The organism is Streptomyces sp. NPDC004539 (assembly GCF_040610055.1).
Taxonomy (GTDB): Bacteria; Actinomycetota; Actinomycetes; order Streptomycetales; family Streptomycetaceae; genus Streptomyces.
Genome location: NZ_JBEXLS010000034.1, coordinates 1 through 25,585, shown reverse-complemented (window position 1 = coordinate 25,585; position 25,585 = coordinate 1). Strand labels below are relative to the sequence as shown.

Below are 25,585 nucleotides of genomic sequence, written 5' to 3'. Positions count from 1 at the left end.
GCCCCGTGACGGGAATGTCACTCAGAGTAGTCGCTCGCCTGTAGGTTGTCACCACCTTTTTTTGCCGATATGAGACAGGCCGATGTCCGAGATGAGTACGCGCGCGTGCCCCCTGAGTACGCCCGCCGATACCCCGCGAGGGCCCGCCGCGATGGGATCGGGGCATGACACAGGACACCGTTGGACGCCCCGCTCGCCCCGCCGCCCGGCGGGACGTGCCGCTGCTCGCCACGCTGATCGGACTCCCGTTGTTCCTCTGGGAGTTGAGCTGGCTGTGGGGTGACGAGGAGAGCCTGCCGTTCGTGGGGGCGATCGGGGTGGGGTTCGTGCTGGTGGCCGTCTCCTGGGTGGTGCCGCGCGACGAGGCGTACCGGAGGGCGCGCGCCCTGGTGGGCTACGGGGGTGTCGTGGTCGGGGCGCTGCCCGCGGCGTGGCTCGTGCTGATGATCCCGATCATGCTGACCGGCTGACCTCAGACCTGCGGCTCCAGGTCCTCCTCCTCGAAGACCAGCAGCGTCCGGCTGCTGAGGACCTCGGGGATGCCCTGGAGGCGCGTCAGGACCAGCTCCCGCAAGGCCCGGTTGTCGGGGGTGTGGACCAGGAGCAACACGTCGAAGTCGCCGCCCACCAGGGCGATGTGGGAGGCGCCGGGGAGCTGGCGGAGCTGCTCGCGGACCGTGCGCCAGGAGTTCTGGACGATCTTCAGGGTGATGTACGCGCTCGTGCCCTGCCCGGCGCGCTCGTGGTCCACGCGCGCGCCGAACCCCCGGATCACCCCGTCCTCGACGAGCCGGTTGATGCGGGCGTACGCGTTCGCGCGCGAGACGTGGACCCGCTCGGCCACCGAGCGGATCGACGCCCGCCCGTCGGATTGCAGCATCCGCAGGATGTCGTGGTCGATCGCGTCGAGCGGACGGGCCGGGGCGGCAGGGGCGGCGGGGACGGCGGAGGCGCCGGGGGGAGCCGGGGAAGCGGGGGGAGCCGCCGGAGCGGAGGGCGCCGGGATTCCGGTTTCCTGGTTCTCGGCCATTTGTTCAGGTGCCATGTCCCCCCGCCTCCCTACCATGGACGTACTGCGTCCATCACAGGCTGTGGAGAACCGTTTGTCCACAGCCTGAGGGCACCCGTAGCCAAACTGTGCCGACGACCGAACAATCGGTAGGTGAGGCGCCTCACATCCGACGCGCCTCCCGAAGCCGCTCCCATGAGGAGGTGCCGTCATGACGGTCATGGAGCAGCGAGGCGCGTACCGGCCGTCGCCGCCGCCCGCCTGGCAGCCCCGGATGGACCCCGCGCCCCTGCTGCCGGACGCCGAGCCGTACCGCGTCCTCGGCACCGAGAGGGCGGCGCAGGCCGACCCGGAACTGCTGAAGAGACTCCACGTCCAACTGGTGCGCGGCCGGCGCTACAACACGCAGGCCACCGCCCTCACCCGGCAGGGCCGGCTCGCCGTCTACCCCTCCAGCACCGGCCAGGAGGCGTGCGAGGTCGCCGCCGCCCTCGCCCTGGAGGAGCGCGACTGGCTCTTCCCGAGCTACCGAGACACCCTCGCCGTCGTCGCACGCGGCGTGGACCCCGTCGAGGCCCTCACGCTGCTGCGCGGCGACTGGCACACCGGGTACGACCCGTACGCCCACCGCGTCGCCCCCCTGTGCACCCCCCTCGCCACCCAGCTCCCGCACGCCGTGGGCCTCGCCCACGCCGCCCGCCTCAAGGGGGACGACGTCGTCGCCCTCGCCCTGGTCGGCGACGGCGGCACCAGCGAGGGCGACTTCCACGAGGCGCTGAACTTCGCCGCCGTCTGGCAGGCGCCGGTCGTCTTCCTCGTCCAGAACAACGGCTTCGCCATCTCGGTGCCGCTCGCCAAGCAGACGGCGGCCCCCTCCCTGGCCCACAAGGCCGTCGGGTACGGCATGCCGGGCCGCCTGGTCGACGGGAACGACGCCCTCGCCGTCCACGAGGTCCTCACCGACGCCGTACGCCACGCGCGCGCGGGCGGCGGGCCCACGCTGGTCGAGGCCGTGACGTACCGCGTCGAGGCCCACACGAACGCGGACGACGCGACGCGCTACCGGGACGACGCCGAGGTGGCCGCCTGGCGCGAGCACGACCCGATCGTCCTCGTCGAACGCGAGCTCACCGCGCGCGGGCTGCTCGACGACGCCCGCCGCAAGGGCGTCCAGGACGCGGCGGAGGCGATGGCGGCGTCCCTGCGTGAACGCATGAACCAGGACCCGGCGCTCGACCCGGACGACCTCTTCGCCCACGTCTACGCCGAGCCGACACCCCAGCTCCGCGAACAGCGGGCGCTGCTGCACGCCGAGACCGAAGCCGGGACGGACGCCGAGGGGGAGCGCCGATGACCACCGTCGCCGTCAAACCGGCCACCTTCGCCCAGGCCCTCACCCGCGCGCTGCGCGACTCCATGGCCGCCGACCCCACCGTCCACGTCATGGGCGAGGACGTCGGCGCCCTCGGCGGCGTCTTCCGCGTCACCGACGGCCTCGCGAAGGAGTTCGGCGAGGACCGCTGCACGGACACGCCCCTCGCCGAGGCCGGCATCCTCGGCGCGGCCGTCGGGATGGCCATGTACGGGCTGCGGCCGGTCGTCGAGATGCAGTTCGACGCCTTCGCCTACCCCGCGTTCGAGCAGCTCATCAGCCATGTCGCCCGCATGCGCAACCGCACGCGCGGGCGCATGCCCCTGCCGATCACCGTCCGCGTCCCCTACGGCGGCGGCATCGGCGGCGTCGAGCACCACAGCGACTCCTCCGAGGCGTACTACACCGCCACCCCCGGCCTGCACGTCGTCACCCCGGCGACCGTCGCCGACGCGTACGGCCTGCTGCGCGCCGCCATCGCCTCCGACGACCCCGTCGTCTTCCTGGAGCCGAAAAGGCTGTACTGGTCGAAGGACACCTGGAACCCTGAGGAACCGTCGCCCGTTGAACCGATCGGACGCGCGACGGTGCGGCGCCCGGGCGCGAGCGCCACGCTCATCACGTACGGGCCCTCGCTCCCCGTCTGCCTCGAAGCGGCCGAGGCGGCGAAGGCGGAGGGCTGGGACCTGGAGGTGGTCGATCTGCGCTCGCTGGTGCCGTTCGACGACGACACGGTCTGCGCGTCTGTACGACGCACCGGGCGGGCCGTCGTCGTCCACGAGTCGGGCTCCTTCGGGGGGCCCGGGGGCGAGATCGCCGCGCGGGTGACGGAGCGCTGCTTCCACCACCTGGAGGCGCCCGTCCTGCGCGTCGGCGGTTTCGACATCCCCTATCCGCCGCCGATGCTGGAGCGGCACCACCTGCCCGGTGTCGACCGGATTCTCGACGCGGTCGCGCGTCTCCAATGGGAGGCCGAGAGCTGATGGCACAGGTCCTGGAGTTCAAGCTGCCCGACCTCGGTGAGGGGCTCACCGAGGCCCTCATCGTCACCTGGATGGTCCAGGTCGGCGACGTCGTCGCCGTCGACCAGCCCGTCGTCGAGGTCGAGACGGCCAAGGCGATGGTGGAGGTGCCCTGCCCGTACGCCGGCGTCGTCACCGCCCGCTTCGGCGAGGAGGGTACGGAACTCCCCGTCGGCGCCCCCCTGCTGACGGTCGCCGTCGGCCCGGCGGAAGAGGGCTCCGCCGCGGAGGGCTCCGGCAACGTCCTGGTGGGCTACGGCACGGCGGAGCCTCCGGCGCGCAGGCGCAGGGTACGGCCGACGGGGCTCACGAGCGGTACGGGGCGTGCGGCGGCCGCGAACGGGAGCGGTGCCGGTCCGGGTGTCGTCGCGATCCAGGCGTCCGCCGAGGTCGGCACGGCGGCCGTCCGCGCGGGCGTCGAGGAGACCACCGACCGCGCCGACGGACCCGTCCCCGTCATCTCCCCCCTGGTCCGCCGCCTCGCCCGCCAGGGCGGCCTGGACCTCCGCGAACTGACGGGCTCCGGCCCCGACGGCCTGATCCTGCGCGCCGACGTGGAGGACGTGCTGCGGGTGGCGGCGGTCCAGGGGCGGACGACGGCGGGTCCGCCCGCCGACGTGAACGACCGTCCGGCGCCGGCCCCTTCCTCCGTCCCCGTCGCCGAAGGGACCCGCATCCCCCTCAAGGGCCTGCGCGGCACCGTCGCCGACAAGCTCACCCGCAGCCGCCGCGAGATCCCGGACGCGACCTGCTGGGTGGACGCCGACGCGACGGAACTGCTGCGCGCGCGGGCGGCGATGAACGCCGTGGGCGGCCCGAAGATCTCGCTGCTCGCACTGCTCGCCCGCATCTGCACGGCCGCGCTCGCCAAGTACCCCGAGCTGAACGCGCGCGTGGACACGCAGGCGCGGGAGATCGTCCTGCTGGACGCCGTACACCTCGGATTCGCCGCGCAGACCGAACGAGGGCTGGTCGTCCCGGTCGTCCGGGACGCGCACGCGCGGAGTGCCGAGAGCCTCGGTGCCGAGTTCGCCCGGCTCACCGAGGCGGCCCGCGTCGGCGGCCTCAAGCCGACCGAACTGACCGGCGGGACGTTCACGCTGAACAACTACGGCGTCTTCGGGGTGGACGGCTCCACGCCGATCATCAACCACCCCGAGGCCGCGATGCTCGGCGTCGGCCGGATCGTCCCCAAACCCTGGGTCCACGACGGCGAACTCGCCGCCCGCCAGGTCGTCCAGCTCTCCCTCACCTTCGACCACCGAGTCTGCGACGGCGGCACCGCCGGCGGCTTCCTCCGCCACGTCGCGGACTGCGTCGAACAGCCGGCGGTACTGCTGCGCACGCTGTGACGGGGTGGGGGCCCGCGGGTCGCCGAGCAGGTTGTGGCGCCGCCGCGCAAGGCCGGGGCTCGCGTCGGGACGACGTGGACCCGGAACCGGTCGCGGTGCCCCGGCGCAGGGTGCGGTGGTGCTCCCCGGCGTGCCACAGGCCGTCCAGGGCGGTCCGCCGGCCCGCTCCGGCTCCCTGACGGTGTGTTTCGTGTGATCGAGGCGGCGCGCATACTCGGGGGATGACCTCGAACGCGCGCCCCTACGACGCCGTCGTCCTCGCGGGCGGTGGGGCGAGGCGTCTCGGGGGTGCCGACAAGCCGGGCGTACGGGTCGGTGGCCGGTCGCTGCTGGACCGGGTGCTCGCGGCCTGCGCCGACGCGGATCGTACGGTCGTCGTGGCCGCGCCCCGGCCCACCGCCCGCCCGGTGTGCTGGACCCGTGAGGACCCGCCCGGCGGCGGCCCGGTCGCCGCTCTGGACGCCGGGCTGCGCGGGACGACGGCCGAGCGGGTCGTCGTGCTCTCCGCCGACCTCCCCTTCCTCGCGCCGGACACGGTCCACCGGCTGCTCAGCGCCCTGGACACCGGCGCGGACGGAGCGCTCCTCGCCGACGCCGACGGCCGCGACCAGCCCCTCGTCGCCGCCTACCGTACGGCCGCCCTGCGCCGGGAGCTGACGGCCCTCGGCGCGAACCTCGCCGGACTGCCCCTGCGCAGGCTCACCGCAGGACTCGACCTCACCCGTGTCCCGGACCCCGTCGCGTCCTTCGACTGCGACACCTGGGACGACATCGCCGCCGCCAGGGCCCGGATCAGGGAGCATGACCACGTGTTGGATGAATGGATCTCCGCAGTCAAGGACGAACTGGGCATCGACCTCGACGTCGACACCACGGTCCTCCTGGACCTCGCCCGCGACGCCGCGCACGGCGTGGCCCGCCCCGCCGCCCCCCTGACGACGTTCCTCGTCGGCTACGCGGCCGGCCGCACCGACGGCACCCCCGAGGCCGTCACCGAAGCCGCCCGCAAGGCCACGGCACTGGCGCTGCGCTGGGCCGAGGAAGCGGAGGCGGCGGACAAGGCCGTGGCGGACGGCAAGCCCGGCGACTCCGGCCCGGCCACCGGATGAGCGGCCCCGACACCATGGCGGACGACTTCGACGTCGACGAGGTGCTCGCCCTCGTGAGAAACCCCCGAAGCACCGGGAACACCGCAAGCACCGGGAACACGGGACGCGCCGACGACGCCGGGGACAGCCGGAGCACCGGGGACTCCCCAGCCACCGGCACCCCCTCGACCCCGGCGACACCCCCGGCCCCCACTTCCACGCCCACCCCCACCCACCACCGAGCCACCCCCTGGCCCCAGGCCCGCGCCCTCGCCGCCCGAGCCGCCCGCTCCCTCGCCGCCCGCCGCACCCCCCTCTCCCTCCCCCTCGACCACACCCTCGGCCTCCCCCTGGCCGCCCCCCTCACCGCCCTCACCGACCTCCCCTCCTTCGACACCTCGGCGATGGACGGCTGGGCGGTCGCGGGACCGGGCCCCTGGACGGTCCGGGACGAGGGCGTCCTCGCCGGACACCCCGCCCCCGAACGGCTGGCCGACGGCGAAGCCGTCCGCATCGCGACCGGCGCCCGCATTCCCCTGGACACGACGGCGGTCCTGCGCAGCGAGCACGGCCGCACCGACGACAACGGCCGCCTGCACCTCACCCGGGACCTCCAGCACGGCCAGGACATCCGCCCCCGGGGCCAGGAGTGCCGGACCGGCGATCTCCTGCTCCCCGAGGGCACCGTCGTCACCCCGGCGGCCCTGGGCCTCGCCGCGGCGGCCGGGTATGACACCCTCGCCGTCACCGCCCGCCCGCGCGCCGAAGTGCTGGTCCTCGGCGACGAACTGCTGACCAAGGGCCGCCCGCACGACGGCCTCATCCGCGACGCCCTCGGCCCGATGCTGCCGCCCTGGCTACGGGCGCTCGGCGCCGAGGTGCCGGTGGTGAAGCGGCTCGGGGACGACGCGGAGGCGCTCCACCAGGCGATCACCGCCTCCGAGGCCGACCTGATCGTCACGACCGGCGGCACCGCAGGGGGCCCCGTGGACCACGTCCACCCGATCCTCGCCCGGATCGGCGCCGAGCTGCTGGTCGACGGTGTGAAGGTCCGCCCCGGACACCCCATGCTGCTGGCCCGCGTCAAGGAGGGCCAGCACCTCGTCGGCCTCCCCGGCAACCCCCTCGCAGCCGTCTCCGGCCTCCTCACTCTCGCCGAACCCCTGCTCCGCGCCCTCTCCGCCCGCCCGGCCCCCGAGCCGTACGCGCTGCCGCTGAACGAGACCGTGCAGGGCCATCCGTACGACACCCGGCTGATCCCGGTCGTCGTACGCGGGGAGCGGGCCGTGCCGTTGCACTACAACGGGCCCGCGATGCTGCGGGGGGTCGCGGTGGCGGACGCGTTGGCGGTGGTGCCGCCGGGCGGGGTGCGGGTGGGGGAGGACGCCGAACTGCTGGATCTGCCCTGGGGGTTGATGGGCTGAATGTTTCACGTGAAACACCGCTACCGACTCGCCGGATGTTTCACGTGAAACACCCGTTTGACCGGGTGAGGGTGTTTCACGTGAAACGTGCGCTCTGGTAGGTCGGTGCCGGGCCTACGCCGGTTCCACGACCTTCGCCCGGCTGACCGTGACGACCCGGTCCCCCCGCTCCAGCGTGGTGAGATCGGGGTCCGCGTAGTCGAGGAGCTTCTTGCCCCGGACGACCGCGACGATGAGGTCGGCGCAGGCGCGGGGGGCCCGGCCGATCTCGGCGTGTTCCACGGGGCGTTCGACGATGTCGAGGCCGCTGCCGAGGGTCATGAGGTCTTCGAGCGTGCCCGCGACGACCGGGCTGACCATGGCGACGCCGAGGAGCCGGCCGGCCGAGCTGGAACTCGTGATGACGGTGTCGGCGCCGCTCTGCTTGAGCAGGGGCACGTTCTCGTCCTCCCGGGCGGCGACGACGATCGTGGCGCGGCGGTTGAGCTGGCGGGCCGTAAGGGTGACCAGGGCGGTGGTGTCGTCGCGCTGGGGGCAGACGATGACCTGCGAGGCGGTGTGGATCTCGGCCTTCAGGAGGGTCTCCGAGCGGGTGGCGTCGCCGAGCACCGAGACGAGGCCGTCCTCCGCCGCCGTGAGGGTCGCCTTCTTCTGGGCGTCCACGACGACGATCCTGTCCTTCGCGATGCCCTGGCCGACCAGGGTCTCCGCCGCGTGCCGGCCCTTCGTGCCGTAGCCGACGACCACGACGTGGTCGCGCAGGCGGGAGCGCCAGCGGTGGACGCGGACCTGTTGGCGGGTGCGTTCGGTCAGGACCTCCAGGGTGGTGCCGACCAGGATGATCAGGAAGACGACGCGCAACGGGGTGATGACCACGATGTTGATGAAGCGGGCCGTGTCGCTGACGGGGGTGACGTCGCCGTAGCCGGTCGTCGAGAGGGTGACGGTCGCGTAGTAGGCGGCGTCCAGGAGGTCCACCGAGCCGTCGGAGTTGTCGTTGTAGCCCTCACGGTCGATGTAGACGATGAACGTCGTCAGGGCCAGGACGAACAGGGCCAGCAGGAGGCGCCGCAGGACCTGCGCGAGCGGGGGGACGCCGGCGCGGGTGGGCATCGTGACCGCGCGGCTCGCCTCCGCGTCGTCACGGATGTCGGAGCGCGAGCGGTACCAGAGCGAGCGGAACAGGGAGAGCCTGCTCAGCTTCGTCGGCGGTCGTAGCTGGTCCTTCAACGCGTGCCCCCCTGGGGTGGTGATGCGGTCGGTGGGCACCATGGTTGTCTACGTCTCGCCGAGTATCCCGGAGGCCCTCCTTGCGTGACCACACTGTCGTCGTCGGATTCGGCACGAAGGGGCGTTCCGCGATCCGGACCGCCTGTGCGGCGGGGCTGCGCAAGGAGCAGGTGGTGGTGGTCGACCCGAGCGCGAAGGTGATCGAGGCGGCCACCGGGGAGGGGTACGAGGGGGTCGTGGGGGACGCGACCCGCAGTGACGTGCTGCGGCGGGCCGAGGTGCACAGGGCGGGGCGGATCATCATCGCGACGCAGCGGGACGACACCGCCGTACTGGTCGCCCTGACCGCCCGCCAGCTCAATCAGGGGGCGATGATCGTGGCCGCCGTCCGGGAGGAGGAGAACGCGCCGCTGCTGCGGCAGTCCGGGGCCGACGAGGTCATCACCAGCGCCGGTGCCGCCGGGCGGCTCCTCGGTCTCTCCGTCCTCTCCCCCGCTGCCGGGGTGATCATGGAGGGGCTGCTGAGACAGGGCAGCGGGCTGGACATCGTCGAGCGGCCCGTGACGCGGGCGGAGACCGGGAAGACGCCCCGGGAGACCGAGGATCTCGTGGTCAGCGTGGTGCGGGGGCATCGGGTGCTGGGGTACGACGATCCGGCGGTGGGGGTGTTGGAGCTGACGGACCGGATCGTGACGATCGTGCGGGCTTCGGGGGTGTGACCGGGGCTCGGCCGGACCGCGAGGAGTAGCGTCGGGCCCATGCGTGCGATCACTATTTCGGAACCTGGTGGGCCCGAGGCGTTGGTCTGGGCGGAAGTGCCGGATGCGGTGGCCGGTGAGGGGGAGGTGCTGGTCGAGGTCGTGGCCGGGGCCGTCAACCGGGCCGATCTCCTTCAGCGGCAGGGGTTCTACGATCCGCCGCCCGGGGCCTCGCCCTATCCCGGGCTCGAATGTTCCGGGCGGATCGTCGAGGTGGGGCCCGGGGTGAGCGGGTGGCACGTCAGGGACGAGGTGTGCGCGCTGCTCTCCGGCGGGGGGTACGCGGAGAAGGTCGCCGTGCCCGCCGGGCAGTTGCTGCCGGTGCCCGAGGGAGTCGATCTCGTCCGGGCCGCCGCGTTGCCCGAGGTCGCCTGCACGGTCTGGTCCAACGTGTTCATGATCTCCCATCTGCGGCCCGGGGAGACGCTGCTCGTTCATGGGGGGTCCAGTGGGATCGGGACCATGGCGATCCAGCTCGGGAAGGCGGTGGGGGCGCGGGTCGCGGTGACCGCGGGGTCTTCCGAGAAGCTGCGGCGGTGCGGTGAGCTGGGGGCCGACGTGCTCATCAACTACCGCGAGCAGGACTTCGTCGCCGAGGTGCGGGAGGCGACCGGGGGTGCCGGGGCCGATGTCATCCTCGACAACATGGGGGCGAAGTATCTCGACCGCAACGTCCAGGCGCTCGCCGTCAACGGGCGGCTCGCGATCATCGGGATGCAGGGGGGTGTGAAGGGCGAGCTCAACATCGGCACCCTGCTCGCGAAGCGTGCCGCCGTCAGCGCGACGTCCCTCCGGGCGCGGCCGTTGGAGGAGAAGGCGGCGATCGTCGCCGCCGTCCGCGAACACGTCTGGCCGCTCCTGTCCGACGGACACGTCCAGCCCGTCGTCGACCGCGAGATCCCCATGCCGGAGGCGGCTGAGGCGCATTGGGTGGTCGAGGGGAGCGGGCATGTGGGGAAGGTGCTGTTGGTGGTGCCTCGGTAGGGGGGCTGTGGGTCGCCGGGCGCGGGTCAGGTTTTGCGGAGGTGTAGGCCCGCCAGGGTGAGGGCCAGGCCCAGGCCGAGGAGGATGAGGCCGGTGCCGAGGGGGAGGATCTGGAGGGCCGAAGTTTTCGAGGGGGCTCGGGGAAAGGTCTCCCGTACCGAGGTCAGAGGGACGGCCACTGCGGGGTGCCTCGTCGGGGGTACGGGGGGTTGCTCGCTGGGCGTTCCCGACTCTGGCCCCGGCTCTCGCCCCGGGCGTTCTCTCCCCTCGCCCGCCGCGCTTCCCGCTCGGTCCGGGGTGGGGGTGGGGGCGGCGTGGGCCGGGACGGGGAGGGTGAGTGTGGCGCACAGGAGCAGGCCCGCCGCGTGAGTGGCCGTTTTCACGGGCGGCTCCTCGGGGTGGGGGGTGGGGTCAGGCTCGCACAGGGCGGGGGGCGCGGCATTTCGGGATCGGGCCGGTTGATCACTGGTGGAGGGGGTGGGCAGGTGGTGGAGTGGGTGGGTGCGAGAGAATGACGGCATGGAGATGCCGAGGAACGAAAGGTCGCCGGAGAACGCCCAGAAGATCCTGGTCGTGGGCCAGGACGGCATGGCGCTCGGCGGGGTCGACGCGGACGACGACGCGCGGGAGATTCCCGTGACGGAGATGGTGGAGCAGCCCGCGAAGGTCATGCGGATCGGGAGCATGATCAAGCAGTTGCTGGAGGAGGTGCGGGCGGCTCCTCTCGACGAGGCGAGCCGGGCGCGGCTCAAGGAGATCCACGCGAGTTCGGTGAAGGAGCTGGAGGACGGGCTCGCGCCCGAACTCGTCGAGGAACTCGAACGGCTCTCCCTGCCGTTCAACGAGGACTCCACCCCGAGCGACGCGGAACTCCGCATCGCGCAGGCCCAGCTCGTGGGCTGGCTCGAAGGGCTCTTCCACGGAATCCAGACGACCCTGTTCGCCCAGCAGATGGCGGCGCGGGCCCAGCTGGAGCAGATGCGCCGGGCCCTCCCGCCGGGCGTGGGCCACGAGGGCGGCGAGGAAGGACACCTCGGGGCCCGTACGGGCGGCCCCTACCTGTAGAAAACGGCCCGTACCCGTAAACCGACGTCAGCCCGGCCGGCACCCCGCTTCACCGAGGTGCCGGCCGGTCACGAACCCCCGTCAGAACCTGGGGTTCGCCGGCCCGAGCGACGTACACCCGAAGTAGTTCAGCTGCTCGCCCCCGTCGAAGATCCCCACCTCGATCGACGCCCGCTTGATCCCGGCGCCGTCCCGCGCGGACGTGTTCCACGTCTCCGTCGCCCCGCTGCCGCCGTACACGTGATGCCAGGACCAGTGCTTGACGGCGCCGGAAGCCGTGACCGTGACGAGGCGGACGGCCGGATGGTAGGAGTCGGCGCCGGTGTCCCGGGCCTTGAGGGAGACGGAACTCAGCGCCGTACGGCCGGACCAGATCCAGGTGCCCCAGCCGCGCCCTCCGGTCGTGTCGCAGTCGACCTCCGCCCCGGTGACGGGCGCGGCGGCGGCGAGGGTGGAGAGGGCCGCGAGGACGGCGAGGGCGGGGAGGACGGGACGGCGCATGAGTGGTCACCCTTGGTTGATGGGTGACCACTCTAAGTGTGCGGCGGGGTCAGGACGGCGGGTTGCCCGTCGAGACGTTCAGCTGGATCTCCGGCATGTTCTCCGGGTCGACGTCCGTGTCGGCCGCCGGGAACTGGTTCATGACTGTCCCCTCCCCGAAGGTGTTCTCGTCGACGTCGACCAGCTTGGGCCGCCAGCCGGCCGCCTGGAGGCACGCCTTGACGGAGTCGATGTTCTTGAACTTGAAGTTCGGGACCCGGATCTTCTCGGCGTCGTTGTACGACTCCTCGGGCTCGGAGCACTCGGTGGAGTCGATCGTCTTCGAGGTGTCCGGCCCCCGGTGCCCCGCGACCGTGCTCGCCGAGGCGGACGCCGACTCGGTGCCGCCCCCGCCCTCGTCGCTCTTCCCGCCGCCCCCGTTGAAGGCGATGGCGATGAGCAGGGAGCTGACCGCCACGACCGCGACGATCACGGAACCGATGACGACGGGCCGGTTGCTGCGCCCGCTCCCGGAGGACCGGGTGGGCGGCGGAGGCGTCGAGGGACCCCCACCCATCGGGTACGTCTGAGCCCCGTAAGACGGTGCCGGCGTCTGGAACCCCTGCTGCGGATACCCGTACGACGGAGCGGGCGCCGGCGTCGAGCCGTACGGCCCCGCCTGAGGACCGTACGGACCGGGCGGCGGCGTACCCATCGGCCCCGGCGCCTGCGTCCCCACCGGCGGGAAGACCGCGGACCCGACCCCCTGCCCGCTGCCGGTCGTCACCCCCGGCACGATGCTCGGCGGCGCCGCCTGGAACGACGCGGCGACCCGCAGGCACTCCTCCCGCATGGCCACGGCGTTCGGGAACCGGTCGTTGGGGTTCTTCTTCAGCGCCCGGGAGATCAGCGCGTCCACGGCCGGCGGCAGCGCGCGGTTGATGGAGGAGGCCCGCGGCGGCTCCTCCTGGACGTGCGCGTACGCGATCGCCAGCGGCGAGTCCGCGTCGAACGGCAGCCGCCCGGTGACGAGCTGGAACAGCATGATGCCGACCGAGTAGAGGTCGGAGCGCGCGTCCACGGCACGGCCGAGCGCCTGCTCGGGGGAGAGGTACTGCGGGGTGCCAACGACCATCCCGGTCTGCGTCATCGACGTCACCCCGGACTGCATGGCCCGCGCGATGCCGAAGTCCATGACCTTGACGACCCCGCGCTTGGTCATCATCACGTTGCCCGGCTTGATGTCCCGGTGGACGAGCCCCATCTCGTGGCTGATGTCCAGCGCCGCCAGCACGTCCGCCGTGATCTGGAGCGCCTTGTCCGCGGGCATCGCACCCTGCTGCCGGACGTCCGCGTCGAGGACCGACCCGAGCGGGCTGCCCTCGATGTACTCCATGACGATGTACGGCGTCGTCTCGCCGTCCGCCTGGTCCTCGCCGGTGTCGAAGACGGAGACGATGTTGGTGTGGGTGAGCTTGGCCACGGCCTGCGCCTCGCGCCGGAACCGCTCGCGGAACGCGGCCTCGCGGCCGAGCTGGGAGTGCAGTGTCTTGATCGCGACCTGCCGGTCGAGGACCGAGTCGTAGGCGAGGTGGACGGAGGCCATGCCGCCCTCGCCCAGCAGCCCCCGTACCTGGTACCGTCCGCCGGCGAGCGACTGCCCCGTGAACCGGCCCTCAGCGCCGTCGTGACTCATGTCTGCGTGTCCCCCATAAGCCGTCACAAACGGTGCGTCGGTGCTCGGACGGCGTTGATCCCTGTTGATCCCATGCGTCAATCTCGGCCAAGTCTGCCGCAGGCCCCTCTCACGTCAAGCTCGGTGCCCGTTCCGTGACCGTACGCGAAAGAACAGCCGCACGAGCGTTACACCGGGGGTACCGCAGGTACACGGAATGTGCACGAGCACACATCGGGGAGCGGGTGTGAAGGGCCCCGCACAAGGCCCTTACCGGATCAGGGGGGCGGCGGGAGGCTGTAGCGTGGCCGACGGAGACCGTGACAACACCGCGCGCACCGCGGGCAGAAACGACGGCGAGGACTGATGGCACAGCAGCAGCGCTCTCAGGGCCCGTCCGACCCCGAGGCGACTGACGGCGGTATGTCGGACGCGCCGGAACAATGGGGCAACGGCGGGCTGGTCGGAGAGGGCCGTTACCGGCTCACGCGCAGACTCGGCCGGGGCGGCATGGCGGAGGTGTTCGCCGCCGAGGACGTACGTCTCGGGCGGATGGTCGCCGTCAAACTGCTGCGCTCGGACCTCGCCGAGGACCCGACGTCCAAGGCCCGCTTCACGCGCGAGGCCCAGTCGGTGGCCGGTCTCAACCACCACTCGATCGTCGCCGTGTACGACTCCGGCGAGGACGTGATGGCGGGCGGCCAGGCCGTGCCGTACATCGTCATGGAGATCGTCGAGGGCCGCACGATCCGCGATCTGCTGATGAACGCCGAGGCGCCGGGGCCCGAGCAGGCCCTGATCATCGTCTCCGGGGTGCTGGAGGCGCTCGCCTATTCGCACCAGCACGGCATCGTGCACCGGGACATCAAGCCGGCGAACGTCATCATCACGCACAACGGCGCGGTCAAGGTGATGGACTTCGGCATCGCCCGCGCGCTGCACGGCGCGTCCACGACGATGACGCAGACCGGCATGGTCATGGGCACTCCGCAGTACCTCTCCCCCGAACAGGCGCTCGGCAAGGCCGTCGACCACCGCTCCGACCTGTACGCCACCGGCTGCATGCTGTACGAACTCCTCGCGCTGCGGCCCCCGTTCGTCGGCGAGACCCCGCTGTCGGTGGTCTACCAGCACGTCCAGGACATCCCCGTACCCCCCTCGCAGGCGTCCGGCGGCGCCTCCCCGCCGGAGCTCGACGGGCTCGCGATGCGCGCGCTCGCGAAGGAGCCGGACGACCGCTTCCAGACGGCCGAGGAGATGCGCGGCCTCGTCCAGTACGGCCTTCAGATGCTGTACGACCAGGGCGCGCACACCGGCACCTGGAACACCGGCCCGGTCACCGCGCCGATCGCCGCGCACCCGTCCCCGGGCGGCTACTCCAGCACGACGATGATGCCGCAGGGGCACGCGGGCGCGACCTCGCAGATCCCCCAGCCGATCCTGCCGCAGGGGTACGGCTCCGGCGACGACGGCGGCTTCGAGGGGCACGGCAACCACGGCAGCGGGCGCGGCAAGCTGTGGATTCTCGCGGTCCTCGCGATGATCGCCATCGCGGCGGGCGTCGCCCTCGCCGTCAACAACGGCAAGAAGAACCCCGGCACGGACACGAGCCCCTCGCCGTCCGTCTCCTCCTCGGCGACCGCGGGCTCCTCCTCCCCGTCCCCCTCGGAGACCGAGTCGGACGACTCCAGCGACGACTCGTCCCAGAACAGCAGCACGTCGGGCGGGAGCGGCAGCTACTCCACGCCGACCCCGACGCCGACGCCCACGCCGACCGAGACGGACGAGGAGAGCGCCGACCCGACCCCCACGGACAACGGCTCCTCCGAGCCCTCGGACCCGACGACGGGCGACACGTCGACGGGTACCACTAACGGCAGTACGAGTAGCGGCAGCACGAGCAACGGCAGCACTTCCGACGGCGGCACGAGTAGCGGTACGTCTGATGGAGGGACGCTGGGGTTGACGAACGGCGGCGCACAGTAGAGGGGGCTCACTCCTCCGTGTGCACCGTCGCGTACTGCGGCGTCACCCACACGTACACCGGCTCCCCGTGCCCGTCCCCCGGGACCAGCGCGCGCTCCTCCGGTGTCGGTTCGGCCGCCTCGCAGGGGCCGACGACCTGGACGGACCAGTGGTCGGCCGTACCGGTGCCGTAGGCGACGATCTGGCCGGCGCAGGCGCTCTGGTGGCCGCACAGGCGCAGCAGGAGCCGGTCCGCGACGACGGCGTGGCGCGCGGTGGCCAGGAACGGCAGGGCGCGCAGGCTGGCCGCGACCTGTCCGTGGTCGGCGCGGGCGAGGAGGTCGAGGGCGTGCCGGGTGTCGGCGGTGAGCGGCATGCCGTCCACTGTGGGCGCGGTCCCACGGGCGGGGACAGGGCCTGACGCCCCTGGGGAAAGGGACGTAAGTCCCGAATAAAAGCCACGGCTCCCGGCCCGGCGGCACAAGCCACGGCTCCCGGCCCCGCGGTGACAGCTACTGCTGCTGCCCCACCTGCATGCGCGCCACATACGCCGCCGCCTGCGACCGCCGCTGCATCCCCAGTTTGGCCAGCAGGCTCGACACGTAGTTCTTGATGGTCTTCTCGGCGAGGTGCAGCTCCTCGCCGATCTGCCGGTTCGTGAGCCCGTCGCCGATCAGCGTCAGAATCCGGCGCTCCTGGTCGGTGAGGCGGGCGAGGCGCTCGTCCTCCTTGGGCCCGCCGTCCCGCAGCCGTTCCAGGACGCGCGCGGTGGCGACGGGGTCGAGGAGCGACCTGCCCTCGGCGACGTCCCGGACGGCCGACAGCAGTTCGTCACCCCGGATCGCTTTCAGGACGTATCCGGAGGCGCCCGCCATGATCGCGTCGAACAGGGCCTCGTCGTCCGCGAAGGAGGTCAGTATCAGACACTTGAGGGACGGGTCCTGGGAGCGGATCTCCCGGCACACCTCGACACCGCTGCCGTCCGGAAGCCGCACGTCGAGGACGGCGACGTCCGGCCGCAGGGCCGGGATACGGGCCAGCGCCTCGGCCGCCGTACCGGCCTCGCCGATCACCTCGACGCCCTCTTCGACGGCCAGAAGTTCCCGCACGCCACGCCGGACGACCTCGTGGTCATCGAGAAGAAATACCCGGATTTCCGCCTTTTCACGCACGAGATCAGTTTCACACACAACCCTTCCCGTGGCCGGGGGGCACGGGATAACGTGCCGTTGCTCCGGCCTCCTGCGAGGCTGTGACCAGGGCCCTTCACAGCTTTGCCGAATTTACTTGGAAATCCGAGTAAAAACGCAGGTCAGAAGGGGTTTCACAGAAATGTGGAGCACTGGGTAACGTGAACGCCTCAGGGCGCTCGCCGGAGCACATGTCACGCCTGTTCCGGCCGAGTGGCACCCACCCCGTGCACGGGTGTCCGGAAACAGGTAGGCCGCACTGGACCCCGGCAACCCCGGGAGCCGGACCGACGGAGGAGCACACGTGACCGTGGAGAGCACTGCCCCGCGCACACCGCGACGCAGCGCCGCAGGCAAGGCCGGTACGACCCGTAAGACCGGCACCCGTGCCGCCGCCGCTGCCGAGAAGAAGAAGACCGGCACCGACCCCGAACTCGTCCAGCTGCTGACCCCCGAGGGCGAGCGGGTCGCGAACGCCGAGTACGACAAGTACGTCGCCGACATCACCCCCGAACAACTCCGCGGCCTCTACCGCGACATGGTCCTCACCCGCCGTTTCGACGCCGAGGCGACCGCCCTCCAGCGCCAAGGCGAACTGGGCCTGTGGGCCTCCCTGCTCGGCCAGGAGGCCGCCCAGATCGGCTCCGGCCGGGCCCTGCGCGACGACGACTACGTCTTCCCGACCTACCGCGAGCACGGCGTCGCCTGGTGCCGGGGCGTCGACCCGACGAACCTGCTCGGCATGTTCCGGGGCGTCAACAACGGCGGCTGGGACCCGAACAGCAACAACTTCCACCTCTACACGATCGTCATCGGCGCCCAGACGCTGCACGCGACCGGGTACGCGATGGGCATCGCGAAGGACGGCGCCGACAGCGCCGTCATCGCCTATTTCGGTGACGGCGCCTCCAGCCAGGGTGACGTCGCCGAATCGTTCACCTTCTCAGCCGTGTACAACGCGCCCGTGGTGTTCTTCTGCCAGAACAACCAGTGGGCGATCTCGGAGCCGACCGAGAAGCAGACCCGCGTCCCGCTCTACCAGCGCGCGCAGGGCTTCGGCTTCCCGGGGGTGCGGGTCGACGGCAACGACGTCCTCGCCTGTCTCGCGGTCACCAAGTGGGCGCTGGAGCGGGCGCGGGCCGGCGAGGGGCCGACGCTGGTCGAGGCGTACACGTACCGGATGGGCGCGCACACCACCTCCGACGACCCCACCCGCTACCGGCTGGACGACGAACGGGCCGCCTGGGAGGCCAAGGACCCCATCCTGCGCCTGCGCGCCCATCTGCTGACGCAGACCGGGCCAAACCACACGGACGAGGGATTCTTCCAGGAACTGGAGGCCGAGTCCGAGGCGTTGGGCAGGCGAGTGCGGGAAGCGGTCCGGGCGATGCCGGACCCCGACCGGTTCGCGATCTTCGAGAACGCGTACGCCGACGGTCACGCGCTCGTCGACGAGGAGCGAGCCCAGTTCGCCGCCTACCAGGCGTCGTTCACGGATGCAGAGGGGGTCTGACACATGGCGACCGAAAAGCTGGCGTTGGCCAAGGCGATCAACGAATCGCTGCGCCACGCACTGGAGACGGACCCCAAGGTGCTCGTCATGGGGGAGGACGTCGGCAAGCTCGGCGGCGTCTTCCGGGTCACCGACGGCCTCCAGAAGGACTTCGGCGAGAGCCGCGTCATCGACACCCCGCTCGCCGAGTCCGGCATCGTCGGCACGGCCATCGGCCTGGCCCTGCGCGGCTACCGCCCGGTCGTGGAGATCCAGTTCGACGGCTTCGTCTTCCCGGCGTACGACCAGATCGTCACCCAGCTCGCCAAGATGCACGCGCGCTCGCTGGGCAAGATCAAGCTCCCCGTCGTCGTCCGCATCCCCTACGGCGGCGGCATCGGCGCCGTCGAGCACCACTCCGAGTCCCCCGAGGCGCTCTTCGCGCACGTCGCGGGGCTGAAGATCGTCAGCCCGTCGAACGCGGCGGACGCGTACTGGATGATGCAGCAGGCCATCCAGAGCGACGACCCGGTGATCTTCTTCGAGCCGAAGCGCCGCTACTGGGACCGCTCCGAGGTCGACACGGACGCCATCCCCGGCCCCCTGCACAAGGCCCGGGTGGTCCGGCCGGGCACCGACCTCACCCTCGTGGCGTACGGCCCGATGGTGAAGGTCTGCCAGGAGGCCGCCGACGCCGCCGCCGAGGAGGGCAAGTCCCTGGAGGTCCTCGACCTGCGCTCGGTCTCGCCGCTCGACTTCGACGCGATCCAGGCGTCCGTGGAGCGGACCCGGCGCCTCGTCGTCGTCCACGAGGCGCCCGTCTTCTTCGGCTCCGGCGCGGAGATCGCAGCGCGGATCACCGAGCGGTGCTTCTACCACCTGGAGGCGCCGGTGCTGAGGGTCGGCGGCTACCACGCCCCCTACCCGCCGGCCCGCCTCGAAGAGGAGTATCTGCCGGGTCTCGACCGGGTGCTCGACACCGTCGACCGTGCCCTGGCGTACTGAGGAGAGGGACGTGACGACGATGACGGACGCCGGGGTGCGCGAGTTCAAGATGCCGGACGTGGGCGAGGGGCTCACCGAGGCGGAGATCCTCAAGTGGTACGTCCAGCCCGGGGACGTGGTCTCCGACGGGCAGGTGGTGTGCGAGGTCGAGACGGCGAAGGCGGCGGTGGAGCTGCCGATCCCGTACGACGGGGTGGTGCGGGAGCTGCGGTTCCCGGAGGGGACGACCGTGGACGTGGGGGTGGCGATCATCTCCGTGGCGGTCGGTGGTGAGGCGGGTGCCGCCGAGGTGCCGGCCCAGTCGTCTTCGAGCGCGTCTTCGAGCGTGTCCTCGGTTGTGGCCGAGGAGTCCGTGGGGTCCGGGCGGCAGCCTGTGCTCGTCGGGTACGGGGTGGCGGCGTCGTCCACGAAGCGGCGGCCCCGAAAGGGGGTCGCGGAGGTGCCGACGGCCGCCGCGCCCGCCGTGCAGGCGGAGCTGAACGGGCACGGGGCCGTGCCTGTTCCTGTGCCTGTTCCCGTCCCTGTGCAAGAGGTATCGCTTGAACGACCGCTGGCCAAGCCTCCCGTGCGCAAGCTCGCGAAGGACCTCGGCGTCGATCTGGCGACGGTGACGCCGACCGGCCCCGACGGCGTCGTCACGCGGGAGGACGTGCACAAGGCGGCCACGCCGGTGGCACCCGTCGTCGAACCGGCCCCGGCCGTCGCCGTCGGGGACTCCGCCGCCCGCGAGACCCGCATCCCCGTCAAGGGCGTCCGCAAGGCGACGGCCTCGGCGATGGTCGGCTCGGCCTTCACCGCGCCGCATGTCACGGAGTTCGTGACGGTCGACGTGACGCGGACGATGAAGCTGGTCGAGGAGATGAAGCGGGACAAGGACCTCGCGGGCCTGCGGATCAACCCCCTCCTGCTGATCGCGAAGGCGCTCCTGGTCGCCATCAGGCGCAACCCCGAGATCAACGCCTCCTGGGACGAGGCCGCCCAGGAGATCGTCCTCAAGCACTACGTCAACCTCGGTATCGCCGCCGCCACCCCGCGCGGCCTGCTCGTCCCGAACATCAAGGACGCCCAGGACAAGACACTGCCGCAACTCGCGGAGGCGCTCGGCGAGTTGGTGACGACCGCGCGGGACGGCAGGACGTCCCCGGCGGCCATGCAGGGCGGCACCGTCACCATCACCAACGTCGGCGTCTTCGGCATCGACACCGGTACGCCGATCCTGAACCCCGGGGAGTCCGCGATCCTCGCCGTCGGCGCGATCCGGCTGCAACCCTGGGTCCACAAGGGCAAGGTGAAGCCGCGTCAGGTGACGACCCTCGCACTCTCCTTCGACCACCGGCTGGTGGACGGGGAGTTGGGGTCGAAGGTGCTGGCGGATGTCGCGGCGATCCTGGAGCGGCCGAAGCGGCTGATCACCTGGGCGTGATGCCGGGGTGACCGAAGAGGGGGCGGCCTGTACGGGCCGCCCCTCTTTGCTGTGACCGGGGGTTCAGGGCAGAGCCGCCGGCTGCGGGGCGAGCGGCATCGGCCGCCCCCACATCCGGTGCGCCGCGCTCAGCACCGCGTCCGTCAGGCGGGTGGACGCGTGCCGGGTCCGGGGCCGGGGATGGGCCGTCGACTGGCCCTGGGCGCGGATGCGGGGGTCGTGGGGGATGTGGACGACCGCGGCGGTGCGGTCGGTGGCGCCGGCGAGGGCGGTGCGCAGCGACGCCGGGAGGCGGCCGTCCGTCGTGCCGGTGAGGGCGACGACGGTGCGGGCGAGGGGGAGGGCCTCGGCGTCCAGGGTCTTCGTCGCCCGGATCAGGGCGTGGACGCCGTCCGCCGTGGCCGGGGCGCACAACACCGGGATCGCGTACGGGAGTTCGTACCAGTCGCGGGTCAGCGCGCGCTCGCCCGTGTGGCGAGCGGTGAGGAGGTCGTGGGCGAGGGGGTGCGGGGTGTCGGCGACGACCGCCTGCCAGCCGCCGATCGACGCCAACTGGTACCAGGCGGCGGGGAGTTCGGGGAGGTTCAGGAGCGGCGGGGCGTGCCAGGCGCGGCTGTCGGAGAGGATGTGCGGGCCGGTGTCCTCGACGGCGCAGGCCGCTCTGACGGCCGTACGGGTGAGGGGCTGGTCCGGGGGCAACGCCGCGAGCCCTGTGGCCCGTCGAGCCGCGAGGTGGGTGGGCCAGGAGGAGGCCAGCCGGGGGGAGAGGTCCAGCAGGACCGTGTCCGCGATCGCCGCGAGCCCCCGCGCCAGCAGGTGCGCCACCGTCGTACGGCCGCTGCCGCCCGTCGCGGCGAGGACCGGGACGAGCAGGCGGGAGCCGACGGGGAGGTGCGGTACCGCGACGGGTGCCGTGCCCATCGAACCCCCCTTGCCGTACGTCTCCGACGTGCGACTTTACGCCGCCCGGCCGGGTGGGTGCGCGGGGATCGTGTGAAAGTGCGGGCGGTACGGTTCGCGCAGCAGTACGAACCGGTGGTGAACTGGTCGACCACCCGACCGTAACCGAGGGAGTCATGTCCGAGCCGCTGTACCGCCCCTGGGGCACGGTGACCCCCGACTTCTGGACCACGGGCACGCCCCGGTCCCTGTCCCCCGAGACGCTGCGCGCCCGCCTCGTCAAGGTCGCCGAGGTCGCCCAGTCCGGCAGCCCCCAGGACGCGACCGTCCTCGCGGAGCGACTCGACCAGGACGTCACCCGCGAATACGGCGGCTTCCACCTCTTCACCGCCCAAGTCCGCGAGGTCCGCGGCTACTTGGCCACCCTCACCGGCGACCACTCCACCGGCCTCGCCTGGTACCTCCACGGCGCCCGGCTCCGCGCGACGATCCAGGGCGCCGACCACCCCGACGTCGAGGCGGCGTCCCGACGGGCGTTCAGCCTGTGGCGCGCGATCCCGGCCGACAACTCCGAACGGCCCCATCTCGGCGCGGAGTTGCTCCGGGTCGCGCTGGAACTGCACGGCGAGGACTCGGTGGTGGTGCGCCGCACCCGGGCGTGCCTGTACGACCTCGTCCTGCCGGGGTCCTAGAGGTCCAGCTCGGCCCACACCGTCTTGCCCACCGTCAGCGTCTCCACCGCCCAGCGGGACGCCAGCCGTTGGACGATCAGCAGCCCTCGGCCGGTGGTGGTGTCCGGCGCCGGCGTACGCGTCCGGGGCAGCGCCTCGCCCTTCGGGTCGGTGACGGCGATACGGAGGGAACCGGCCGTGAGGGACGTCTCGACGCGGTAGAGGCGGCCGGGGAGTCTGCCGTGCAGGATCGCGTTCGTGCACAGCTCGCTGGTGAGGAGGGCGGCGGTGGGGGCGGCTTCGGGGTGGCCCCAGCGGGTGAGGAGGTCGGTGACTCGGCGGCGGGCGAGGGGGATGGTGCGGGGGGTGGGGGTGTAGGTGATGGCGTCGAAGTGTGTGGGGATGGGGCAGGAGTCGGTCATGGGGAGCTCCTCGTGCGGTGGGGTGCGGGCAGCGCGGTGCCGTTCCCAACTCGTCTCGCCGTGTGGCGGGTTGTTCACTTAAGGTAGCGTCGAGTTCGCACGTGCAGCAATCGAACATGGCAGAAAAATTGATGCCCCGACGGGTGGAGGCGCAGAGTGGGGAACAATCCGGACCGCGGGCGGACCATCACCACTGTCCTGGGACGCCGGCTCGGCGGTGAGCTGCTGAAGATGCGCGAGGCCCGTGAGCTGCGCCAGGCGCATGCCGCCGAGGCGCTCACGGCGTCGGTGGCGAAGGTCGCGAAGATCGAGCGGGGCCAAGTGCCGTTGCGGGACCCGGACGTTCGGGCGCTGTGCCATCTGTACGGGGAGGACGACGAGGGCGCGATCGGCAGGTTGCTGGCGTTGGCGAAGGCGGATCGGGAGCGACGTAAGGCCAGCGGTTGGTGGAACCAGTACCCGAATCTGCCGCAGATGATCGAGTACGTCGCGCTGGAGGACATCGCCACCGGCATCCGTACGTGGCAACTGGCCATCGTCCCCGGGCTGTTGCAGACGCCCGACTATGCGCGCGCGGTGGCGGTCGGGGCGGGGGCGTGGGGTGACCCCGGTGAGATCGAACCCTTCGTGGAGTCCCGGATGACTCGGCAGGCGCGGCTCACCGGTGCCAACCCGTTGGAGCTGTGGGCCGTCGTGCACGAGAGCGCTCTGCGCCAACTGGTCGGCGGACGCGAGGTGATGCGGGAACAGTTGAGGCATTTGCTCGACGTGGCGGGGCGTCCCAACGTGAAGGTGCAGGTTCTGCCGTCACTCGCGGGCGCGCACGCCGGTATGACCGGTGCCTTCACGATCGTCTCCTTCGCGGAGCCGGGTGCCCTGGACGTCGTCCATGTGGATACCGCTTCGTCAACGCTGTGGATGGAGAGCGATACTGATGCCGACCACCACAACAGGCTCTTCGACCGGATCGCACGGGTGAGCCTCGCGCAGCGGAACTCGGTCAGGCTGATCGAGGGGATCTTGAAGGAGACGTAGCAGGGATGCCCGCTTTCGAGTTCGTCAAGTCCAGCTACAGCGGCGGCAACCCTGGACAGGAGTGCGTGGAAGTCGCCCGCAACATCCCCGGCACCGTCGCCGTCCGCGACTCGAAACACCCCACCGGCCCCCTCCTCCACCTCACCCCCTCCGCCTGGTCCGGCCTTCTGCGCGTCGTCCGCTGACCCGCCGCTTCCCGGAGGGAAACGCATGAGCACCCCGGAGCTGAACGCGACCCGCGACGATCTGACGCGGCTCGCGAACGATCTCGACGCCATGCGCGACCACCTCGACGCCCAGGTCGTCCGCATGGACGCCGTCGTCGACCGCATCGAGGCCGGCTGGCGGGGCCCGGCGGGCACGGCCTACCGCGAGTTCCACCGCGCCGCCGCCGAGGACGCCGTACGCATCCGCGAAGTCGTGAAGCTGCTGGCGGAGGCCGTACGGATGAGCCGGAACGGCTTCTCCGCGACGGAACTGGACGTGCTGGAGCGGATCAGGGCGGTGCGGGTGGACGTCGCGAGCGAGGTCGCGCGGCTGTCCACGCCGAACACCCCGGAGCCACCGTCGTCCACACCTTCGCGCAGCACACTCGACGCGTACTGATCACCACGACGCCGGAACTCAGGGGGAGAGCATGCCGAACGGAACCACGCCCGACGAACCGATCACCGTGTCCTTCGCGGCGCTCCACGAACTCACCGCCGATCTGGAGGACATCCTCAAGCAGCTCAACGAGAAGCTGGAGGGGCTGTACGGGCGGGTGGAGCCGGTCGTGCTGTCCTGGAAGGGCGAGGCCCGCGAGGTGTTCGTCGACAAGCTCGACACGTGGGACCGCTCGGCGCAGGACCTGGAGGCGGCCCAGAAGTGGCTGCACGGGTACGTCACCACCGGCCACCTGAACTACGCGGCGGCGCACCGGGCGGTGCTGCGGGGCTGGGGCGCGAGCTGATGGCGACACCCGTACCGGCCCCTTCGGCCACTCCCGCACCGCCTGCTTCGACGACCCCGGCGGTCCCCGCGCCCACGACGGGTACGGGTCCCACCCCGCACCCTTCCCCCGGCGGCCTCACCGACCCCGACGGCAAGGACATCTCCCAGGGCGACACCGACTCCGACCGGCACCGCAGGGCCGCCGAACTGGAGGCCCTGAAGCCCACCGCCCCACCCGCCGTGGGCGTCGGCTTCGACGTCCAGCCGCAGCACGTCTACTACGCGTCCTACCAACTCCGCGACGCGCAGTACGACTTCGCCGATCAGGCGAGGAATCTGGTCGGCGCGCTCGACGGCTACGAGCACGCGGTCGGCTGCGGCAGCGGCCCCGAGGCGTTCGCGAAGGCGTACGCCGAGGTCGCGGCGCTCTTCCTGGACGTGTGGAACCGGACGACCGCGGGGGTGGGCGGCGCGGCCGTCGGCCTGACGGTCACCGCGAACAACTACGCCGCCGCCGACCACGCCACCAACGTCCTGGTCCCGGCCGTCCCCGCAACCCCCCGCCCACCGGACGTCCTGAAGAACTCCGGCACGACCGGCCCCGTCGCCCAACTCGGCTGGGGAGCCTCCCAGGGCGACGACGGCTGGGGCAACGCGGTGATCGACGAAGTCTCCGGCGCCCTCAGCGAGATCGGCGCCCACATCCTGCGCCCGATCCTCGAACACGCCCTCCGCCACGGCAAGGTCGCCCAGATCACCCCCGGCGGCGACGACACCGCCCTCCCGAAGATCGCGACCCTCTGGCGCCGCGCCGCCACCGACGCGACCACCTCGGCCTCCGCCTTCGACACGGCCCTCGCCTCCATCACGAACCCGGCGCCGGGGAACGACGAGTGGCAGGGCGCGATGCGGCAGTTCTGCTCGGCGATGTGGGGGACGACGGCGTGGGGCAAGGAACGCGAGACCTATCAGTAAGGATCTTCAGCGTGGCCACTGATCGAGTGACGGGGATGGGCACGTAGTGGACGAGGCCCCCGGGCAGATGAGCGAGAGATCTCACGTCTCAACTCGTCAAGCCTGGGGGCCTCGT

The 25,585-nt window shown here is 71.9% G+C and carries 26 protein-coding genes and 1 pseudogene; 19 read left to right on the top strand and 8 right to left on the bottom strand.

The annotated features are described in order from the left end of the window. Positions 1–164: 164 nt before the first annotated feature. Entirely contained in the window at positions 165–470 is a 306-nt protein-coding gene (locus tag ABZX85_RS43805) for a hypothetical protein (RefSeq protein ID WP_355882661.1), read from the top strand. 2 nt (positions 471–472) lie between these two features. Here the strand turns inward: ABZX85_RS43805 and ABZX85_RS43800 are convergent, their stop codons facing one another. Beyond that, positions 473–1,045, bottom strand: a complete 573-nt coding sequence (locus tag ABZX85_RS43800; RefSeq protein WP_355882658.1) for an Lrp/AsnC family transcriptional regulator — start codon at positions 1,043–1,045, stop codon at positions 473–475. Between the two features lie 175 nt (positions 1,046–1,220). Here ABZX85_RS43800 and pdhA (ABZX85_RS43795) point away from each other — a divergent pair, with 175 nt between their 5' ends. The 5 genes from pdhA (ABZX85_RS43795) (at position 1,221) to ABZX85_RS43775 (ending at position 7,267) form a co-directional block, all read left to right on the top strand. After that, the gene (pdhA, locus tag ABZX85_RS43795) at positions 1,221–2,363 is read left to right on the top strand and encodes a pyruvate dehydrogenase (acetyl-transferring) E1 component subunit alpha (protein WP_355882655.1); all 1,143 of its coding nucleotides are present in this window, start codon (positions 1,221–1,223) and stop codon (positions 2,361–2,363) included. Next, positions 2,360–3,364: an alpha-ketoacid dehydrogenase subunit beta gene (locus ABZX85_RS43790; protein WP_355882652.1), complete on the top strand. Its 1,005-nt coding sequence runs from the start codon at positions 2,360–2,362 to the stop codon at positions 3,362–3,364. The genes pdhA (ABZX85_RS43795) and ABZX85_RS43790 overlap by 4 nt, the downstream gene beginning before the upstream one ends. Beyond that, positions 3,364–4,755: a dihydrolipoamide acetyltransferase family protein gene (locus tag ABZX85_RS43785; RefSeq protein WP_355882649.1), complete on the top strand. Its 1,392-nt coding sequence runs from the start codon at positions 3,364–3,366 to the stop codon at positions 4,753–4,755. The genes ABZX85_RS43790 and ABZX85_RS43785 overlap by 1 nt, the downstream gene beginning before the upstream one ends. Before the next feature lie 221 nt (positions 4,756–4,976). Continuing rightward, complete coding sequence (locus tag ABZX85_RS43780; RefSeq protein WP_355882646.1) at positions 4,977–5,864, top strand: NTP transferase domain-containing protein; 888 nt, start codon at positions 4,977–4,979, stop codon at positions 5,862–5,864. Beyond that, complete coding sequence (locus tag ABZX85_RS43775) at positions 5,861–7,267, top strand: molybdopterin molybdotransferase MoeA (RefSeq protein WP_355882643.1); 1,407 nt, start codon at positions 5,861–5,863, stop codon at positions 7,265–7,267. Before ABZX85_RS43780 ends, ABZX85_RS43775 begins: the two co-directional genes overlap by 4 nt. 114 nt (positions 7,268–7,381) lie before the next feature. Here the strand turns inward: ABZX85_RS43775 and ABZX85_RS43770 are convergent, their stop codons facing one another. Beyond that, positions 7,382–8,497 (bottom strand): potassium channel family protein, encoded by a 1,116-nt coding sequence (locus ABZX85_RS43770; RefSeq protein WP_355882883.1) that lies wholly within the window; start codon positions 8,495–8,497, stop codon positions 7,382–7,384. Positions 8,498–8,574: 77 nt separating this feature from the next. Here ABZX85_RS43770 and ABZX85_RS43765 point away from each other — a divergent pair. The 3 genes and pseudogenes from ABZX85_RS43765 to ABZX85_RS43755 all read left to right on the top strand — a co-directional run. Then, positions 8,575–9,216: pseudogene (locus ABZX85_RS43765) on the top strand (NAD(P)-binding protein); the annotation flags it as partial. 39 nt (positions 9,217–9,255) lie between these two features. Beyond that, positions 9,256–10,239 (top strand): NAD(P)H-quinone oxidoreductase, encoded by a 984-nt coding sequence (locus tag ABZX85_RS43760; protein WP_355882641.1) that lies wholly within the window; start codon positions 9,256–9,258, stop codon positions 10,237–10,239. A 519-nt stretch (positions 10,240–10,758) separates the two neighbouring features. Beyond that, positions 10,759–11,304: a bacterial proteasome activator family protein gene (locus ABZX85_RS43755; RefSeq protein WP_355882638.1), complete on the top strand. Its 546-nt coding sequence runs from the start codon at positions 10,759–10,761 to the stop codon at positions 11,302–11,304. Between the two features lie 81 nt (positions 11,305–11,385). On the opposite strand, the gene ABZX85_RS43750 is transcribed toward ABZX85_RS43755, so the two are convergent. Beyond that, positions 11,386–11,805: a hypothetical protein gene (locus ABZX85_RS43750; RefSeq protein ID WP_355882635.1), complete on the bottom strand. Its 420-nt coding sequence runs from the start codon at positions 11,803–11,805 to the stop codon at positions 11,386–11,388. 49 nt (positions 11,806–11,854) lie between these two features. After that, complete coding sequence (locus tag ABZX85_RS43745; RefSeq protein WP_355882632.1) at positions 11,855–13,480, bottom strand: protein kinase; 1,626 nt, start codon at positions 13,478–13,480, stop codon at positions 11,855–11,857. A gap of 345 nt (positions 13,481–13,825) precedes the next feature. Between ABZX85_RS43745 and ABZX85_RS43740 the strand changes: the two genes are divergently transcribed. Then, entirely contained in the window at positions 13,826–15,445 is a 1,620-nt protein-coding gene (locus ABZX85_RS43740) for a protein kinase (RefSeq protein WP_355882629.1), read from the top strand. 7 nt (positions 15,446–15,452) lie between these two features. On the opposite strand, the gene ABZX85_RS43735 is transcribed toward ABZX85_RS43740, so the two are convergent. Both ABZX85_RS43735 and ABZX85_RS43730 read right to left on the bottom strand, forming a co-directional pair. After that, complete coding sequence (locus tag ABZX85_RS43735; protein WP_355882626.1) at positions 15,453–15,800, bottom strand: pyridoxamine 5'-phosphate oxidase family protein; 348 nt, start codon at positions 15,798–15,800, stop codon at positions 15,453–15,455. Between the two features lie 136 nt (positions 15,801–15,936). Further along, positions 15,937–16,596 carry a response regulator transcription factor gene (locus ABZX85_RS43730; protein WP_355882624.1) on the bottom strand — a complete coding sequence of 220 codons (660 nt, stop codon included), beginning with the start codon at positions 16,594–16,596 and terminating at the stop codon, positions 15,937–15,939. Between the two features lie 322 nt (positions 16,597–16,918). Here ABZX85_RS43730 and pdhA (ABZX85_RS43725) point away from each other — a divergent pair, with 322 nt between their 5' ends. Genes pdhA (ABZX85_RS43725) through ABZX85_RS43715 form a run of 3 tightly spaced genes read left to right on the top strand, consistent with a single transcriptional unit; the run spans position 16,919 to position 20,534 of the window. After that, entirely contained in the window at positions 16,919–18,127 is a 1,209-nt protein-coding gene (pdhA, locus tag ABZX85_RS43725) for a pyruvate dehydrogenase (acetyl-transferring) E1 component subunit alpha (RefSeq protein ID WP_355882621.1), read from the top strand. A gap of 3 nt (positions 18,128–18,130) precedes the next feature. Continuing rightward, on the top strand, positions 18,131–19,111 hold the full coding sequence (locus ABZX85_RS43720) for an alpha-ketoacid dehydrogenase subunit beta (RefSeq protein ID WP_355882618.1): 981 nt from the start codon (positions 18,131–18,133) through the stop codon (positions 19,109–19,111). Between the two features lie 10 nt (positions 19,112–19,121). Further along, positions 19,122–20,534 (top strand): dihydrolipoamide acetyltransferase family protein, encoded by a 1,413-nt coding sequence (locus ABZX85_RS43715; protein WP_355882615.1) that lies wholly within the window; start codon positions 19,122–19,124, stop codon positions 20,532–20,534. A gap of 63 nt (positions 20,535–20,597) precedes the next feature. On the opposite strand, the gene ABZX85_RS43710 is transcribed toward ABZX85_RS43715, so the two are convergent. Further along, positions 20,598–21,455 carry a hypothetical protein gene (locus tag ABZX85_RS43710; RefSeq protein ID WP_355882612.1) on the bottom strand — a complete coding sequence of 286 codons (858 nt, stop codon included), beginning with the start codon at positions 21,453–21,455 and terminating at the stop codon, positions 20,598–20,600. 155 nt (positions 21,456–21,610) lie between these two features. On the opposite strand from ABZX85_RS43710, the gene ABZX85_RS43705 reads away from it, so the two are divergent. Continuing rightward, positions 21,611–22,126 (top strand): hypothetical protein, encoded by a 516-nt coding sequence (locus tag ABZX85_RS43705; RefSeq protein WP_355882609.1) that lies wholly within the window; start codon positions 21,611–21,613, stop codon positions 22,124–22,126. Here ABZX85_RS43705 and ABZX85_RS43700 read toward each other — a convergent pair. Further along, positions 22,123–22,527, bottom strand: coding sequence for an ATP-binding protein (locus tag ABZX85_RS43700; RefSeq protein ID WP_355882607.1), 405 nt, complete (start codon positions 22,525–22,527; stop codon positions 22,123–22,125). The genes ABZX85_RS43705 and ABZX85_RS43700 overlap by 4 nt on opposite strands. A gap of 156 nt (positions 22,528–22,683) precedes the next feature. Between ABZX85_RS43700 and ABZX85_RS43695 the strand changes: the two genes are divergently transcribed. The 5 genes from ABZX85_RS43695 to ABZX85_RS43675 are packed head-to-tail and all read left to right on the top strand — an operon-like array spanning position 22,684 to position 25,470. Then, positions 22,684–23,562 (top strand): helix-turn-helix transcriptional regulator, encoded by an 879-nt coding sequence (locus ABZX85_RS43695; protein ID WP_355882604.1) that lies wholly within the window; start codon positions 22,684–22,686, stop codon positions 23,560–23,562. A gap of 5 nt (positions 23,563–23,567) precedes the next feature. Continuing rightward, the gene (locus tag ABZX85_RS43690; RefSeq protein WP_355882601.1) at positions 23,568–23,747 is read left to right on the top strand and encodes a DUF397 domain-containing protein; all 180 of its coding nucleotides are present in this window, start codon (positions 23,568–23,570) and stop codon (positions 23,745–23,747) included. 25 nt (positions 23,748–23,772) lie between these two features. Next, positions 23,773–24,168 carry a WXG100 family type VII secretion target gene (locus tag ABZX85_RS43685; protein ID WP_355882598.1) on the top strand — a complete coding sequence of 132 codons (396 nt, stop codon included), beginning with the start codon at positions 23,773–23,775 and terminating at the stop codon, positions 24,166–24,168. Positions 24,169–24,199: 31 nt separating this feature from the next. Then, positions 24,200–24,514, top strand: coding sequence for a WXG100 family type VII secretion target (locus ABZX85_RS43680; RefSeq protein ID WP_355882595.1), 315 nt, complete (start codon positions 24,200–24,202; stop codon positions 24,512–24,514). Next, entirely contained in the window at positions 24,514–25,470 is a 957-nt protein-coding gene (locus ABZX85_RS43675) for a hypothetical protein (protein WP_355882592.1), read from the top strand. Before ABZX85_RS43680 ends, ABZX85_RS43675 begins: the two co-directional genes overlap by 1 nt. Positions 25,471–25,585 lie beyond the last annotated feature (115 nt).

Bases quoted from the DNA above. Each gene is read 5' to 3' on its own strand.
- ABZX85_RS43785 (WP_355882649.1), top strand. From the start codon at position 3,364: ATGGCACAGGTCCTGGAGTTCAAGCTGCCCGACCTCGGTGAGGGGCTC.
- ABZX85_RS43745 (WP_355882632.1), bottom strand. From the start codon at position 13,480: ATGAGTCACGACGGCGCTGAGGGCCGGTTCACGGGGCAGTCGCTCGCC.
- ABZX85_RS43680 (WP_355882595.1), top strand. From the start codon at position 24,200: ATGCCGAACGGAACCACGCCCGACGAACCGATCACCGTGTCCTTCGCG.
- ABZX85_RS43790 (WP_355882652.1), top strand. From the start codon at position 2,360: ATGACCACCGTCGCCGTCAAACCGGCCACCTTCGCCCAGGCCCTCACC.
- ABZX85_RS43740 (WP_355882629.1), top strand. From the start codon at position 13,826: ATGGCACAGCAGCAGCGCTCTCAGGGCCCGTCCGACCCCGAGGCGACT.
- ABZX85_RS43690 (WP_355882601.1), top strand. From the start codon at position 23,568: ATGCCCGCTTTCGAGTTCGTCAAGTCCAGCTACAGCGGCGGCAACCCT.
- pdhA (WP_355882655.1), top strand. From the start codon at position 1,221: ATGACGGTCATGGAGCAGCGAGGCGCGTACCGGCCGTCGCCGCCGCCC.
- ABZX85_RS43775 (WP_355882643.1), top strand. From the start codon at position 5,861: ATGAGCGGCCCCGACACCATGGCGGACGACTTCGACGTCGACGAGGTG.
- ABZX85_RS43755 (WP_355882638.1), top strand. From the start codon at position 10,759: ATGGAGATGCCGAGGAACGAAAGGTCGCCGGAGAACGCCCAGAAGATC.
- ABZX85_RS43735 (WP_355882626.1), bottom strand. From the start codon at position 15,800: ATGCCGCTCACCGCCGACACCCGGCACGCCCTCGACCTCCTCGCCCGC.
- ABZX85_RS43720 (WP_355882618.1), top strand. From the start codon at position 18,131: ATGGCGACCGAAAAGCTGGCGTTGGCCAAGGCGATCAACGAATCGCTG.
- ABZX85_RS43750 (WP_355882635.1), bottom strand. From the start codon at position 11,805: ATGCGCCGTCCCGTCCTCCCCGCCCTCGCCGTCCTCGCGGCCCTCTCC.
- ABZX85_RS43800 (WP_355882658.1), bottom strand. From the start codon at position 1,045: ATGGCACCTGAACAAATGGCCGAGAACCAGGAAACCGGAATCCCGGCG.
- ABZX85_RS43710 (WP_355882612.1), bottom strand. From the start codon at position 21,455: ATGGGCACGGCACCCGTCGCGGTACCGCACCTCCCCGTCGGCTCCCGC.
- ABZX85_RS43685 (WP_355882598.1), top strand. From the start codon at position 23,773: ATGAGCACCCCGGAGCTGAACGCGACCCGCGACGATCTGACGCGGCTC.
- ABZX85_RS43780 (WP_355882646.1), top strand. From the start codon at position 4,977: ATGACCTCGAACGCGCGCCCCTACGACGCCGTCGTCCTCGCGGGCGGT.
- ABZX85_RS43705 (WP_355882609.1), top strand. From the start codon at position 21,611: ATGTCCGAGCCGCTGTACCGCCCCTGGGGCACGGTGACCCCCGACTTC.
- ABZX85_RS43700 (WP_355882607.1), bottom strand. From the start codon at position 22,527: ATGACCGACTCCTGCCCCATCCCCACACACTTCGACGCCATCACCTAC.
- ABZX85_RS43760 (WP_355882641.1), top strand. From the start codon at position 9,256: ATGCGTGCGATCACTATTTCGGAACCTGGTGGGCCCGAGGCGTTGGTC.
- ABZX85_RS43675 (WP_355882592.1), top strand. From the start codon at position 24,514: ATGGCGACACCCGTACCGGCCCCTTCGGCCACTCCCGCACCGCCTGCT.
- ABZX85_RS43805 (WP_355882661.1), top strand. From the start codon at position 165: ATGACACAGGACACCGTTGGACGCCCCGCTCGCCCCGCCGCCCGGCGG.